The sequence below is a fragment of the Paenibacillus oceani genome (genome assembly GCF_014705615.1).
Classification (GTDB): domain Bacteria; phylum Bacillota; class Bacilli; order Paenibacillales; family NBRC-103111; genus Paenibacillus_AB; species Paenibacillus_AB oceani.
The window spans coordinates 75,414-91,130 of record NZ_JACXJA010000003.1 but is presented as its reverse complement, the minus strand read 5'-3'; the positions used below and the strand labels follow the sequence as shown (position 1 = coordinate 91,130).

General features: G+C 55.1%; 8 protein-coding genes and 1 other annotated feature. Of the genes, 3 read left to right on the top strand and 5 right to left on the bottom strand.

What is annotated here, in order from left to right; translation table 11 throughout:
- Nucleotides 1–11: 11 nt before the first annotated feature.
- Both IDH45_RS02225 and IDH45_RS02220 read right to left on the bottom strand, forming a co-directional pair.
- Entirely contained in the window at nucleotides 12–1,934 is a 1,923-nt protein-coding gene (locus IDH45_RS02225) for a glycosyl hydrolase family 28-related protein (protein WP_190924254.1), read from the bottom strand.
- Between the two features lie 151 nt (nucleotides 1,935–2,085).
- A complete protein-coding gene (locus IDH45_RS02220; RefSeq protein WP_190924252.1) occupies nucleotides 2,086–3,402 on the bottom strand; it encodes an ABC transporter substrate-binding protein in 1,317 nt (438 codons plus the stop codon).
- A gap of 148 nt (nucleotides 3,403–3,550) precedes the next feature.
- Here IDH45_RS02220 and IDH45_RS02215 point away from each other — a divergent pair, with 148 nt between their 5' ends.
- Together IDH45_RS02215 and IDH45_RS02210 are read left to right on the top strand one after the other, a co-directional pair.
- Nucleotides 3,551–4,414, top strand: coding sequence for an AraC family transcriptional regulator (locus IDH45_RS02215; RefSeq protein ID WP_223836314.1), 864 nt, complete (start codon nucleotides 3,551–3,553; stop codon nucleotides 4,412–4,414).
- 286 nt (nucleotides 4,415–4,700) lie between these two features.
- On the top strand, nucleotides 4,701–6,065 hold the full coding sequence (locus IDH45_RS02210) for an ABC transporter substrate-binding protein (protein WP_190924250.1): 1,365 nt from the start codon (nucleotides 4,701–4,703) through the stop codon (nucleotides 6,063–6,065).
- A 246-nt stretch (nucleotides 6,066–6,311) separates the two neighbouring features.
- On the opposite strand, the gene abc-f is transcribed toward IDH45_RS02210, so the two are convergent.
- Together abc-f and IDH45_RS02200 are read right to left on the bottom strand one after the other, a co-directional pair.
- Nucleotides 6,312–8,306 (bottom strand): ribosomal protection-like ABC-F family protein, encoded by a 1,995-nt coding sequence (gene abc-f / locus IDH45_RS02205; RefSeq protein ID WP_190924248.1) that lies wholly within the window; start codon nucleotides 8,304–8,306, stop codon nucleotides 6,312–6,314.
- Between the two features lie 605 nt (nucleotides 8,307–8,911).
- Nucleotides 8,912–9,481, bottom strand: a complete 570-nt coding sequence (locus IDH45_RS02200) for a hypothetical protein (protein ID WP_190924246.1) — start codon at nucleotides 9,479–9,481, stop codon at nucleotides 8,912–8,914.
- 194 nt (nucleotides 9,482–9,675) lie between these two features.
- Nucleotides 9,676–9,929 (top strand) — a binding site (T-box leader).
- A gap of 58 nt (nucleotides 9,930–9,987) precedes the next feature.
- Between IDH45_RS02200 and ileS the strand changes: the two genes are divergently transcribed.
- Complete coding sequence (ileS, locus tag IDH45_RS02195) at nucleotides 9,988–13,068, top strand: isoleucine--tRNA ligase (protein WP_190924244.1); 3,081 nt, start codon at nucleotides 9,988–9,990, stop codon at nucleotides 13,066–13,068.
- Between the two features lie 660 nt (nucleotides 13,069–13,728).
- On the opposite strand, the gene IDH45_RS02190 is transcribed toward ileS, so the two are convergent.
- A complete protein-coding gene (locus tag IDH45_RS02190; RefSeq protein ID WP_317891123.1) occupies nucleotides 13,729–15,594 on the bottom strand; it encodes an SLC13 family permease in 1,866 nt (621 codons plus the stop codon).
- Between the last annotated feature and the right edge of the window lie 123 nt (nucleotides 15,595–15,717).

Sequence of the window (15,717 nt, the reverse complement as noted above, 5' to 3'; positions counted from 1 at the left end):
GCCGGCACCGGCTACAACTGGCCGGCTTTCAGTTCCCGAACCTGCTGCGACAATTGCTGAACAGCGAGCGTCAAATGGGCGATTAACTGCTCGTAACGAAGCCCGCAGCGGACGGTGCCGGTATCGCGCCCCGCCTCATCTGTAAGCGGCTCCTCCACGTAAGCGGCATGCTCCACTCCGAACTCATCCAGAACAGCCTTGAACTCTTGAGCGATAAAACCGTGATGGGGAAGCTGAGCGTCTCCGTTATCGCTTCGTTTGTATACGCGAGGCCGCCACTTGTTGACGAATTCGAGTCCGAGCGTTTCGTCGCTAATGTCCGTCTTCAGCTTGCCGTCCGAAGTCGTAACGACCCCGGTCGAGGAGTAGACGGCCGCCCACCTGTTCGCGCTGCTGCCCAAATTCCGGACATTATCGTCCGACGGACGCAGATGTCCTTCAATGATGATTTCCGCTGCCGTAAGCTTGCGGCCGTCGAAAAACAAGCTCATCTTGTTCGCAGACAAATCGGCGTACACCGCTCCCCTCGGCACGACGCCATCCATATAACGCACATCGGATGTAAAAGTCACCGCCTTGGTTCCGGTAACCTGAACGATCGCGCCGGTAAGGTTGGAGGAAACGACGTTTTCGATAATCGTTCCCGTTCCCGCATTGCGTACAACGATCGCCCCGCCGCCCAGATGATTGACGTTCCGGACGGACACCGCGCTGGCCGAATCCTGCACGTTGACGACGCACGGAGCTCCTTTACGGTTGTTGGCTTCCGAATATAAGCCCTGCAGCAGCACGTTTTCCGCTTGGCGAATATCGATCGCTCCGGACGGCCCTCCCGATTGCTGGACGACTACGCTCGTAAAGGAATTCCCGCGGGTAACCCCTTGGCCTCCAACGACAATCGACTCCTGCGCGCAGCCCGTAATGTACAGGTGGGACCAGTTGTTGGCATTGCTCTCCCACATCGTAACGATACCTGCCTTGTTTCCCGTATACAAGGTCAGTCCCGTTATCGTATTGGACCATGTAAATACTTCAAGAGCCGTCCCCGCCCCGACATGGTTAATAACCAAGTTCGACAAGGAAACATTTTTGGATGCGTCCTTCCATGTAGCGTTCGCCGACTGTTTCCCGAACAGCGTTATTCCGGCGACGGTCGAAGCATTCCCCTCAAACCCGAGATCCCTGATGCTGCTATAAGGCGCCATACCATTCTGATTGACGGCCGGGTCTCCCACTGAAAGCAGTCTGGTATCCGTAGAATCGTTGAAGATCGTCGCTCCCTGCTTGGACGCTCCGCGCATCTGCTGTCCCGGAGTCCGCATAATCAGAGTGGAGCTGACCCGGTAACGGCCTTCGGGAACGTATACGCCAAGCCCGGTATCGAGCGCAGCCTGGACCTTGGCTGTATCATCCGTTAGCCCGTCTCCCTTCGCTCCGAACCAGCGGACGTTAACCTCGCCCTGTACAATCCGCTTAAAGCGCGCTCCCATCGCCCCGACCAGCACGGTTCCCGCATTGTTGTCGGGTGACGTCAGATCCGCCGCATCGTAATAAAAGGGACCTTCCTGTCCCGCATCCGTCACGTAATAAATCCGCGACGGGTCCGGATCGGTCATAGCTCGCAGCCCGGCTAGGGTCACGGCTATACAATAATCGAGCGCCATCAGCTCTTTCGGCTTCGTCTTGCCGTTCTTGTCGACGCTGCCGTCCCCACTCCCGTACACGCTCCACTGCGCCGAGACGGTACCGGCTCCTCCGAGCCGGTTCAATCCGCCCGCCGCCAGGACGGCGCTTGTAATGCCGAGAGAAGCAAGCATCGTTCGCCGGGTGATCCGCTTGTGCGGCTTCGCCGTCTCCTCGCCGCGGCATCTGTTGTCGTCTGGCATTAATTCCGATTTAGGCCGTTTTTCACGGATTTCATGATCGTTTCCCATTCATGTCATCCTCCATTCGACGGCATTGCCGCCGTTATTGGTATGCTGCAGGCGATCACGTCCGTTCGTTCATGCAGTGGACCGGATGCCGCCATGCAGCGCGTTACACAAACCGGGATGCTGAGCGCGCGGCTTTTCCCGCAGCTTCTTGTTACTTCGCTGCCTTCATTTCTCCGACTTTTTTGTTCACTTGCTCCTCCGCCTGCTGAAGCAGCGTGTTGACATCGCTTTTGGCGTTGACATAGTCGAGCAGACGACCATTCACAATAGCTCGTGCAGCCGTATGGTACGAGGAAGTCGCATAAGGCTCCGGGTAGTTTTGGCTGACAACGCTTTTCACGTTTTTCCCTTTCGCCGCCGGATTGTTGGCAAACGCCTGCTCCAGCAGCTTCTTGTCGTTCGTGGCCGTCAAGCGCCCATTTTTACCGGCCTCCAGCTGTACTTCCGGATCCGTACTTAAATACGCGGCGATTTGGAAAGCCAGATCCTGATTTTTGCTGCCGTTCGGGATCACGAACCCGTCGGAGAAAACGCCCGGACCGATACCCGGTTTATCTTCGAAGGACGGATACGTAACGAAATCCCATCGGAATCCGTCACTCTCCAACTTCTGCATCTCGGAGTTTTGAAGCAGTAAAATATCCGGCAGCATTGCCACAGTACGCTTGTTCAGAAACTCATCGCGCGCTTCGAAGAACGATTTGACTACCGGCTGCCCCGGCGTACTGTACGTGGATTTGAACGTCTCGAACAGCTTTTTCCACTTATCCGTATGCACGACCGCTTTCTCGGTTGCCGGGTCCACATAGGCGAGCGACAGCTGGCTCTGCATCCGGTTGATATCGAGCGGAGGGCGCAGCCCGACATAGGTAAGCCCGCCATCGCTGCGGTTCAGCTTTTTCCCCAGCTCTATCGCTTCGTTCCAAGTCATATTTTCCTTCGGGTAAGGAACGCCGAACTTGTCGAAAATGTCTTTGTTGTAATGCAGGGCAAAAGCTAAAACGTTATATGGAAGGTAGTAGATTTCACCCTTGGGTGCGTACGACTTGATCGTATCCAGTATCTTCGAATCATACCTGTCGAACTTGAAACCGTGCCTTTGCGCGAGCGGCGTTAGGTCAGCCGGCACCTTCAGATCGACCAGTGTTCCGATGTTCGTCAAGCCCTCCCAGATGATATCAGGGATATCGCCTGCCGCCACCAGTTCCTCAATACGCGTTCCCTGTTTGTTTTCGACCACTTTTAATGTCACGTGGGGGAACTTTTTCTTTACGAACCGGTTCACATACAACTCGAAATCATCCAGCACGGTGCGGGTGTAAAAGGTTAACGTTACCGGCTGCTGCTCAGCGGCTTTGCTTCCGGAATCGGCGCCGGTCGCGGCCGGCTCCTTGCCGCTTGAGCACGAGGCACTTAGTAAAGCGCATACAATTGTCATGGCCAAAACGGAAATCTTGTTTCCTTTCAAACTTGTCTCCCCCTTCAGTTCAACGTAATCTCTGTTAATACATAATTCAGAACATCGTTCTAAACATACGTATGTGCCGGCTATGCAGCATTACCTGCAGGCTGTATATTTAAAGTAGCACCTGCCGAGCAAAGAAGGAATGGAAGCCATGACAAGATATATGGACTATAGGATCAGTTTGAAGCCGATGCGGATTATCGATCTGAAAGTGGACAAGAGCAAATTAAACCATAAATCGCTGACCATTCTCGACGTAGGGCACTTGCCCGGCCGAACATTTTTTAGACACAACGCCCGCTTTGTCGATAAATGGGCGGTCGTCTTCATCGCCGGGGGATCGGGTACGTATCGGGTAAATGACGGAGAGAAGCAGCCGGTCGCGAAAAACAGCTTGTTTTTGTTTTATCCGGATGCGGTCTTTCACTTCGGGCCGGAACCGGGCGGCTGCTGGGACGAATATTATTTCACTATCCAAGGCCCGCGGATTCGGGAATGGCTGGATACGTGGCTTCTGGAGCCGGGGACGGTCAAGACGGTCGAGTTCGACGATGCGCTGCACAGCAAAATCGAGCGGATCTTTATGCTGATGGAGAGCGGCATTCCGATTAACGCGGACCGGGCTGCGCTGCTACTGGAAGCTTTGCTGTTCGAGTTTATGGTGAATGCCCCTACTTCTCCAGGAGCCGACAAAAACGAAGAAATCATCAAATTGATGGACGACATCGCCGCTTCCTTATACCGTCCCTTTAATCCCAGAGAACTGTGCGAGAAGCATCATATTTCGTTTTCGACCTTGAAACGGAACGTGAGAAAATATTCCGGCTACCCTTTAAACGAATACGTGCACCGTTTAAAAATGGCCGAAGCGAAAAATATGTTGCTGAATACGGAACGTACGATCAAGGAGATCGCGGATATGCTCGGATACGGCGATATGTTTTATTTTTCCCGCCTGTTCAAGAAGTACGTGGGCGTGTCGCCGGCGAATTTCAGGAAAAGTTACTTTTATTGAGAGCGTGTCCTCGATTGAATTCACGAAGACATAATCTGTAAGCATGCTAACCTTCGGCTGTCATCAGCCGCTCCATACGAAAGCCAAACAGCCGCGCCATGTCAGGACGCGGCTCGCCTGCGTTTCAAGCCAAGCGATAAAACAGCCTTTTTTCATTAACAAAAACAATAGAATCCATTATAATTGGTTATATGTTTCATTTATGGGCAGTGCATTGAATTGCTTCTTTTTCATGTACATAGATGCCGAAAGCAACCGATTGATCAATAGTGAAGGAGTGTTGTTATTGAGAAAAAAACGGCTTCTCGCGTTGACGGCCGGAATGGCCGCCGCTCTGCTGCTGCTTGCCGGCTGCAAGAGCAGTCCAACTGTCGCTCCGCCGGCACAGCCGCCTCCAGCCGATAGCGAAAAGGGAAGCTTAAAGATCGTCTATTTCACCGAGGACCAATTTAAGACGGATTACGGCAATTTCTTCAAAAAGCATCATCCCGATATCGATATTCAAATCATCCCCGCCCTCGTATCAAATGGCAGGAAAATGACTCCTGTGGAATCGTCGGTGCTTATGGACCAAAAGCCGGATATCGTTTCCGCTTCGCTGCTTAGTGATCTAAGCCAATCCGGGAAACTGCTCGATCTGGAACAACTTATGAAGCAGGATCAGATGGAACAGAACCAGTTTTCGTCGACAGCCCTGGAAGCGATCCGGGTGAATTATGGCGGCGGATCATCGCTTGTAGCTTTGTCCCCAAGCTTCCAAACCGCTGCTCTTTACTACAACAAAGCGATATTTGACCGGCTGAACATTCCGTACCCGACGAGCGATATGAGCTGGCGCAGCGTCCTTCAGCTGGCAGAGCGGGTTGCCCGGGTGGAGGACGGGAAGCCGTTGTACGGATTGGAGTATTTCGGAACCCCCAACACCTTGATGTCCAATTATATTGCGGGAACGGGGGCGGAATCCAGAAGCAGCGACGGGCGCAAAGCTCAATATACTTTGGAAGCGAATAAGAGAGCGACCAACGAGTTCATTGATGCGGTCCGAAATGGAGCTATCTATGTGCCTCCCGAAAGCATCCCGAACGGACTGAAAATAAAAGAGCATACGTTGCTCCGGAATAAGTTCGCTGCAGGCGAAGCGGCCATGCGAATTGACAATCCAAGCTTGATCGGAACCCAGAAGCAGATCGCTTCCGGCGTTCCCGAATTTCCCGCATTTCCGCTCAGCATAGTCACCGATCCCATAAACCCGCAAAAACCGGGCCAGTCCATCCATGTGCAAGTAGGTGACCTATTCGGTATTGTTTCGTCCTCCCCGAATACGAAAACCGCCTGGCAGTTTATTAAATTTTTGATTGGGCCGGAGATGGCAGCTGAATTGGAGAAAACGAAACCGCGAGTTTTATCGATCCGCACAGACGCAAGTAAAACCAGGGACGGGTACCACCTAGAAGCCTTCTACTCGCGCAAACCGCTGCAAAACCCCTCCCGGTCACCTGTTTCCGTACAAACGAGTATGGAGATTGCGGCGATTGCAACTCAAGAATTCAACAATATGATCTATGGGCGAAGAAACGTAACAGAAGGCCTGCAAACGATTCAGGATCAGGTGCAGAAGCTGCTGGACCAGGAATTCGCGGACAAAAAGTAAAGCTGGAGCGGGCAGGAAAAACTCAGCGTCCTTGTAATCGTCTTTATGGAAACGGCCAAAAGAAATGAGTTCCGCTCCGTTACCTTGTTGTGGATCTTTACGGCGGAGCCCCCGCAGACCGCTCGTCCGACGCCCTATGTTGATTTTGCACAAATCGCCCTTTTCTTGGCCGCTATTACCAAGAGAGGGCGATCATTTGTCCGGAGCCAATTTAGTTTGTACGTTCCTACTGGCGTGTGCCGTTTCCTAGCTCTCCGCTTGCTCGAGCCGCTGATACAGCAGCTCCCGTTCCGCCTCCAGCAGTTGCTTCTCACCGTGAAGCTCCGCCAGCTTTTTCGGTTCCGTCTCGGCCATCATCGCCTCGTCCAGCACGGCCAGCTTGCGCTCCATCGATGCAATATCGACTTCCAGATCGGCAAGAAGCTTCCCGTGATCGTCCGCGGATCTTCTCCCGCCGCTCCGGCTCTCCTCTCTTCCTCCGCCGTTTTTCCCGGCAGCCGCCAGAGTTTTGCCGTCTTTACTTGCTAGCGCCGCCGCTTGTCTCCCGGATCGCAACTCCCCGCGTTTTCGCTTCGCGTCGTTATATCCGCCTTCGTAACGGGTAAGCGCACCGTCTTCCAGCCAATATGTGACTGGAAACAGCTTGTTCAGCAAATATCGGTCGTGCGATACGCAAATCAGCGTGCCGGGAAACGCGGCCAGCGTATCTTCCAGCGCTTCGCGGGCATCGATATCGAGATGGTTGGTCGGTTCGTCCAGCACGAGCGCGTTCATTTCCTGATGCATCAGCTGCGCCAGCCGAAGACGCATCCGCTCGCCGCCGCTTAAGGCGTTTACTTTGCGGTACACCGACGCGCCGTAAAACAAAAATTTGGCGAGCAGATGGCGGGCTTCCCCCTCCTCGACCATCACCATGTCGCGAAACGCGTCCACAATCGTTTTCTCTTCGTCCGGAAACCAATCGCGCTGCGCCAAATAGCCGATTTTCACCTGGCTTCCAACCGTCACCGTCCCGCTGTCCGGCTGCAGTTGGCCCAGAATCATGCGGAGCAGGGTCGATTTGCCGCTCCCGTTATCGCCTACGATCGCCACCGCCTCGCCGAAGCGGACGTGCAGATCGACATTCGCGTACAGCGCCCTGCCTTCGCGCCGATCGCCTCCGCGGTCCAGACCGCCGCCGCTGTCGTTTGTTAACTCGGCCGCTTCGCCGCTGCTTCCGAAAGATTTGCTGACGCCTTCCATTCGGACGACGTCCTTGCCGCTGCGCTCACTCATCTCGAATGTCAGCCCCATCTTCTTGCGCTCGAGCACAGGGCGGTCCAGCTTGTTCATCCGGTCCAGCGCTTTCTGCATCGCCGCCGCCCTTTTGAACATCAACGGATTGTCGGCCTGCGCCGCCCAGAGCCGCATCCGCTTGATCGCTTCCTCCATCTTCCGGATCTTCTTCTGCTGCTCCTGGAAAGCGGCAAAATCGAGCAGCAGCCGCCGCTCCTTCTCTTCCACGAAGTACGAGTAGTTGCCGTGATAAATGTCTACGGCGCCGCCCTCCAGATCGTACACTTTGGTCACGACACGGTCGAGAAAATAACGGTCATGCGATACGATCAGTACGCTGCCCCGGTAATCCTGCAAATACGTCTCCAGCCATTCGACCGCGCTTAGATCGAGATGATTAGTCGGTTCGTCCAGCAGCAGCAGATCCGGGCCCTCGAGCAAAATCCGCCCCAGGCACACTTTGGTCCGCTCGCCTCCGCTCAACCGGTCGAACGGCATCTGCAGCAAATGCTTGATCCCCAAACCGTCGGCTACGCGCGACCGGTTCGCCTCCATCTCGTACCCGCCCATTGTGGCAAAAGTATGCTGCAGCGTGCCGTATTCGTTGAGCGTCTTCTCCATCGTATTCGGATCGGGACTCGCCATCTCGCTCTCCAGCTCCGTCATTCTCCGCTTCAATCGGAGCAGCTCGGCGAACGCCAGCTCCAGCACTTCCAGCGCCGTTATGTCCGGGCCGTAATCCGGGATTTGCGCCAGCATCGCCGTCCGGCTCCCTTTCTTATAATGAATCATTCCCGAATCGGGAGGCTCCATGCCGGACAACAGCTTCAGCACCGTCGATTTGCCGCAGCCGTTCGGTCCGACCAGTCCGATCCGCTCCCCGTCCTGTATTTCCAGCGAGAGCTGCTCGAATACGAGCGTCCCGCCCCACCTTTTGCTTATTTTCTCCGCGTAACACATCATCATCGCCGATCATCTCCGTACGTATAGTTTCGTTTATTTGTACGCCAAAAAGCCGCAGGTTCAGGCATACAGCCTTTTACCCGCGGCTTCTCATAGCCGAATAAGCCAAGTCCGTTCCGGCGCTTACACCGGTGCACGTACTCGAACTACAGGGTCAAAATGCTGCAGTCGCCAAAAAAAGACAGACGTCTCCCGTTATCGGCAAAACGGAATACAATTGTAGCCTGATGCACCCAGAATATGGACCACCCGCTACGAACGGCGACTTGCAACATTTGGACACCTCCTTATCCGACGCAATTGGTTACGTCTCGATTTTCGAATTTGGAACGCAGGCACGGTGCAGCCACACGAACGTTAGACCCTGATTCGGCAACGCTGCACGTACAAGGTTAACTTTACCCAATTCCATCGAATAGAATAAGGGGCATTTTCATTATAATTAAAAATTCGGACGGAGCTCCTCTGACGGAATCCTTGGCAGCCATCAAAGAAGCGATTTCGGTAATCGATGCTTCTCGACCGGAACCGTGATGCTTCGGGTTCAAACAAGCTTGTTCCCGAATTGATACCGCTACCTGTCAGGTGAAAGCATGTAAGGCGCAAGTTTACGTTCTACGCCTCCTCGACATCACGAACAGCGCTGCCGCCGCCGCGAGAACCAACACGGATACCGCCGCGACCGCCGGAACGATATAACTCCCTTCGGCAACCGCCTTGGAAGGGTCGGGCGCTTGACCCGTGCCCAGCTCGGCCAGCTCCAGGCTTGCCGCGGACAACGGCTTGGTCATCTCGCACATACCGGTCTCCAGCCGGTCCGACGTTCCGTAAGCGGAGACGAGATAGCTCTGGTTGACGGCAAATCCGGTATAGCCGCAGCTCGCCGAGCTCATCGCCGTGTACACTTCCGTCGTGGACGCAACCTGCCCCTTCCACACCGTCGTCACTTCGAACGTAACGCGTACCGGATCGGCCGACGATTGCGCGAAGCCGATTTTGCCCGGCTGCTTGACGTCCTTCACCTTCCCGGCGAAGATCGCCGTCTTCCGATTCATCTCGGACTGTACGGACGGAGGCGCCGCGCAGGAACAGGCGAATACGTCCGCAGGAGCGGCGAACCCGATCACCGCCATAGCTAGCAAACTGCACAACAGGATGGTCATCATACGTTTTCTCATCTTATCACCTCTGCCTTTAGTACGATGTCAGACCCGATAGGGAGAGTGGATTAAAAAGCGCTTGGCGAGTCTCTCTCCCTTTTTCAAAATACAACTCTGACTTTGTACTACTAGACGCACCGCAGCACCAATTTGTTCCACTTGTTGACAATTGAATTGGAATAGTGTACAAAAGAGTTAATTACATGCCATAACCAAATTCATTGACGAGAACGAGTACGCTAATCCCTTGTCCCCCAGAGAGTTGGCCACGAGCTGAAAGCCAACGTTCAAGTGTTAGCCGAACATCCTCTCCGAGAAGGAAAGCTGAAGCGCTCCAGTAAGCCGCCCCGGGGTCCCGCCGTTACAAGGGACGCGCATGATAGTGCGCAGTTGAAGTGCCGGGAGACTCGGAGCATGGGTCGAACGGAACAAGGGTGGTAGCGCGAGAGATAATCTCGTCCCTTAGAGGGACGGGATTTTTTTGTTTGATTATGGTTATGAACCCGAGAGGATGGCTAAGCGCGATGAGAAAAGTGGATGTCAAAGAAAAAGCAAGAGAACGCGAGCTCCGCGTACTAAAGAGATGGAAGCAGGAGGATACGTTCCGGCAGTCGATCGCAAACCGGGAAGGCAAGCCGAATTTCGTGTTCTACGAAGGTCCTCCGACCGCCAACGGCAAGCCGCATATCGGGCATGTGCTCGGACGCGTTATCAAAGACTTTATTTGCCGCTATAAGACGATGTCCGGTTACCGCGTCGTCCGCAAGGCCGGCTGGGATACGCACGGTCTGCCGGTAGAGCTCGGCGTCGAGAAGCAGCTCGGCATCTCCGGCAAGCAGGAGATCGAGAAGTACGGCGTTGCCAAATTCATCGAGACTTGCAAAGGCAGCGTGTTCGAATATGAGAAGCAGTGGCGCGAGCTGACCGAAGGCATCGCCTACTGGACCGATATGGACCACCCTTATGTCACGCTGACCAATGACTACATTGAGAGCGTCTGGCACATTTTAGCGGAGATTCATAAGAAGGGGCTCCTGTACAAAGGCCATCGCGTCAGCCCGTACTGCCCGGATTGCCAGACGACGCTCAGCTCGCACGAGGTCGCTCAAGGCTACGAGGACGTCAAAGATTTAAGCGCGACCGTGAAGTTCCGGAATAAGCAAAGCGGCGAGTATTTCCTCGCCTGGACGACTACGCCGTGGACGCTGCCGGCCAACGTCGCGTTAGCCGTTAACGCCAACCTCGATTACGTCAAAGTGAGACAGGCCGGCGAAGTCTATATCGTGGCGGACAATCTGGCCGACAAATGGTTCAAGGAAGACTTCGAACGGCTGTCCGTGCATAAAGGCTCGGAATTCGTAGGCGCCGCTTACGAACCACCTTTCTCTTACTTGACCGTAAAGAAAGGGTTTATCGTCGTCGATGCCGATTATGTCAGCGATTCGAGCGGTACCGGGATCGTCCATATCGCTCCGGCTCACGGGGAAGATGACTACCGGACGACCCGCCAGCACGGGCTCGACTTCGTAAGCGTCGTCGATCTGGCCGGGCGTTATACCGCTCAGGTCGCCGATTTTGCCGGACGGTTCGTGAAGGATTGCGACGTCGATATCGTCAAAAGCTTGTCCGAACGCAAGCTGCTGTTCGCCAAGGAGCGGTACGAGCACAGCTACCCGTTCTGCTGGCGCTGCAAATCCCCGCTGCTGTATTACGCGATGGAGAGCTGGTTTATCAAGACGACCGCGGTGAAAGATCAGCTGATCGAAAACAACAGCAAAATCGACTGGTACCCGTCCCATATCCGGGAAGGCCGGTTCGGCAAGTTTCTGGAGGAGCTGGTCGACTGGAACATCAGCCGGAACCGGTACTGGGGGACTCCGCTTAACGTCTGGTTATGCCGCGACTGCGGATGCGAATATGCGCCGGGAAGCGCGGCGGACTTGCGCGAACGGGCGGTTCAGCCGGTCGATCCGAATCTGGAGCTGCACAAGCCGTACGTGGACGAGGTGCTGCTGCGCTGCTCTTGCGGAGGAACGATGGACCGTACCCCGGAAGTGATCGACGTCTGGTTCGACAGCGGCTCGATGCCGTTCGCCCAGCAGCACTACCCGTTCGGCGACAAGCAGCTGTTCCAGGAGCAATATCCGGCCGACATGATCTGCGAAGGGATCGATCAGACGAGAGGCTGGTTTTTCAGCCTGCTGGCGGTGTCCACGCTGTATAACGGCCAATCGCCGTACAAAGCCGTTATTTCTACGGGACACGTGCTCGACGAGAACGGGCAGAAAATGTCTAAAAGCAAAGGCAATGTCATCGATCCGTGGGACATCATCGACGAGTTCGGCACCGATGCGTTCCGCTGGGCGCTGCTGGCCGACAGCGCGCCGTGGAACAGCAAGCGGTTCTCCAAAGGCATCGTGGCCGAAGCCAAATCGAAGGTGATCGATACGATCCATAATACGCACGCATTTTATGCGCTTTATGCGACGATCGACGGGTACAAGCCGGAAGATCACCCGGAGCAGCGTTCAACGAACGAGCTGGATCGCTGGATTCTCTCCAGACTGAACACCACCCTTCAGCAAGTAAGCAAAGGGCTGGAGACGTACGACTTCCTGAACCCGGCGAAGCAGTTGGAGACGTTCGTCGACGAGCTGAGCAACTGGTACATCCGCCGCTCCCGCGACCGCTTCTGGGGAAGCGGCTTGACCGCAGACAAAGTCGCAGCCTACCAGACGCTGCGCCGTGTGCTGTTGACGGTAGCGCGGATGATCGCTCCATATGCGCCGCTGATCGCGGAGGATTTGTACGACAACCTCGGCGGCAAGGGAAGCGTCCATCTGGCGGATTATCCGCAGGCGAGCGAAGCGGAGATCGATTCCGTATTGGAATCGGATATGGAAACCGCACGCCAAATCGTCGAACTGGCGAGAAGTGTCAGGAACGAGACCGGGATCAAAACGCGCCAGCCTTTGTCCGAGCTGCTCGTTGCGCTTGACCGCGAGTTCGATCTTGGTCGTTTCGAGGCGATCGTTAAGGACGAAATCAACGTCAAAGCGATCCGCCTCGTCCATGGCGACAGCGGCTTCGTCAACTTCGCCCTGAAGCTGAATCTGAAGGCGGCCGGCAAAAAGTACGGCAAGCTGGTCGGTCCGCTGCAAAACCATCTGAAGCAGCTCCCTTCGGCCGAGTCGAAGCTCGCGGTAGATAACGGCTACCTCGATATCACGGTCGAAGGAGAACCGGTCCGCGTCACGCTGGAGGAGCTGCTCGTCGAGAAGCAGGCGAAGGAAGGCTTCGCTTCCGCTTCCGGCTACAAAATGACCGTCGCCTTGAACACGGCGATTACCGAGGAGCTGGAACAGGAAGGTTTCGTCCGCGAAGTCGTACGCGCCGTGCAGGATTACCGTAAAAAGCTGGAGCTGCCGATCGAGAAACGCGTCAAGCTGGTGCTGGACGTGAGCCCGCAAGTCAAAACGGCGCTGGAGCGTTTCACGGACGTTCTGCACGACAATGTGCTGTTAGCCGGCGTCCGTTATGCCCAAGAGTCCGGCATGGAGATCGTGGCGATCGGGGAGTCGAAGGCCGGATTGCTTATTGAGTAAATGCTGCGCAAGGTAAAGACGCAGGAAACCGTCCGGTGCAGTTGACCGGACGGTTTTTGGTGTGCTCGGGGACGCTTTTCCACCGTACCGCGCGATGCTACCGGGGAGGCGGGGGGATGGTGTGGTGCGGAAAAGCGGACTCGCATGTCGTTGGTCAATCCCATGGCCGTTTGTCGGCGGGAGGAACAGGTATCTTCGCTGCTCCAGTTAGAGTTGTCGATTATTTCGTACCGCGCGGCTCCCCACACATTGTGCTCAGTTACGCGGCAGCTGTTTATCCCGTGTTGGGGGTTATAGTGGTAATCGGCTTCAGGGGTTGGCTGTGAAGCTGCTTCCGGAAGATAAACTTCCGCTATTTGTTTCCAATAGCGGGTAAAAGACGCTTAACGGAAGAAATGGTTCCGCTATTTCCCGTATAACCGCCTATTTTACCCGGTATAGCGAAAATAACGGAAATCAGATTTCCGCTAAGGCATGAAAATGACGTACTTTGCGGAAATAGAGGAAATCATTCTTCCGCAACTTGCAGCTGATAACCGGTTCATTACGGACAATCTCCGGCAGATGATAAAAACGTGCTGTTCCAATTGTACTTTACTCATAAAAAAAGCCGCTTCCCGGACTTGAACCAACGTCCACCGGAAGCGGCTTCTACTTTTGTTAGAAAGGAAAAAAGTACGGCAGCACGGCAACCATCACAACGCCCATCACCAGCTGCAGCGGCAGTCCGACCTTGAGATAGTGGCTGAACTTATACCGGCCCGCCGACATTACAAGCGCGTTAGGCGGCGTGGAGAAGGGCGACGCGAAGCACATGCTCGCTCCGATCGAGACGGCGAACAGGAACGGCATCGGGCTGACGCCCAACTGGACGGCGGCCGTAAGCGCGATCGGGGCGAACAAGACGGCGCAAGCGGTGTTGCTAATAAACAACGTTAAGATCGACGTTGTAAAGTATACACCTGCCAGCAGAGCAATCGGCCCGAAGCCGCCCAGCGAGCCGACGAGCCCTTCGGAAAGCAGCTTCGCGGCTCCCGTCTTCTCGATCGCGATCGACATCGGAATCATCCCGCCGATCAGCACGATGCTTTCCCAGTTTACCGTCTTGTACGCCTCTTCCATATTGCGCACACAGCCGAATACCACCATCAGCACGGCGGCGATCATGACCGACGCGACTGCCGGAATAAGCTCGGTGATCAGGAGCAGCACCATTAGCAGCATGATGCCGGCGGCGATCGGGGCTTTGTGGTCCATCGTCACCTTGCGGGATTCCTCGACCGGCTGGCCGACTACGACGACGTCCGCCTGTTCCGCCGCGAGCAGGGCGATGTCTTTCCACGTCCCTTGGACGAGCAGCGCATCGCCGAACCGCATCTTCTCCTCCTTCAGATTGTGAAGCAAATACTGCTCCTTCCTCTGAATGCCCAAAATGTTGATCCGGTATTTCTCGCGAAACCCGGATTGTTTGACGAGCTGGCCGATCAGTCTGGAATTCGGCGTCAGCATCACTTCGGCAATGCCTACGTCATGAGTCGCATACCGCTCCGCGCTTGCGGGCGGCTGGTTCTCCGGAGCTTGCCGGTCGAGCAGCACCAAGCCGTACGTCTCCGCAAACCGCTGTGCGTGCTCGAAAGTACCGTTTACGTACAAAATATCATCTTCTTGAATGACCGTTCCCGGTCCGGCGATTTCCTGATTGATCGTTTTGAAAAACTGGTTTTTCGCCGACGTCTTGCGCCGGATCTCAATGACGTTAATGCCGAACGAAGCCGGGATATTCAGCTCCAGCAGCGTTTTCGTCTGAATCGGAGAATCCGCGCCAACCTGAATCCGGAACAAATTCCGGGACAGCTGGTACTTCCGCGCCAGCTCCTTCAACGTCCGGCCATTGTGCTTCTTATCGCCGTCCTCGTCGTTTTTAGGCAAAAATCGGCGCAAGAAAAGCATCGCCACGATGCCGGTAGCAATACTAACCAATCCGATGGGGGTAAACGAGAAAAAAGACAAGCTGCCGTAGCCGGCATTTTGGAGCGTTTCTTGAATGACGAGGTTCGGCGGCGTCCCGATTAGCGTCAGCATCCCGCCGAGACTGCTTGCAAAGGCGAGCGGCATCAGAAGCTGACCCGGATTCGTCCGGGCGCTCATCGCCAGGCTGACGACAACCGGCAGCATCACCGCCACCGTTCCCGTATTGCTTACGAATGCCCCGATCACCGAAGTGACAAGCATAACCATAATGAGCAGTCTCGTCTCGCTTGTCCCAGCCAACTGGAGCAGTTGCCTGCTCGCCATCTTGGCGAGGCCGGTCTGGAATATGCCACCTCCTACGACGAACAAGCCGATCATCATAATGACGACCGAGTTCGAAAACCCGGACAACGCTTCGCCCGGCGTTAAAATTTGAAACAGCATCAACACGACCAACGACCCGATCGCGACCAAATCCGAACGTATTTTGCCGGATATGAATAACGCAGACGCCAGCGCCAGCGTACCAAGCGTAATAATCATCGGTCCATCCACATCTGGTTCCCCCCCTGCAATAGTAACTTAAGCAACTCGTTGTCTCCCCTCTTTTCGACATTTTTCTGGGCATTCCTGCCTAGTGGGCGACTTGTCGGAGTTTGTTCAAGTTTGAGATGGAGA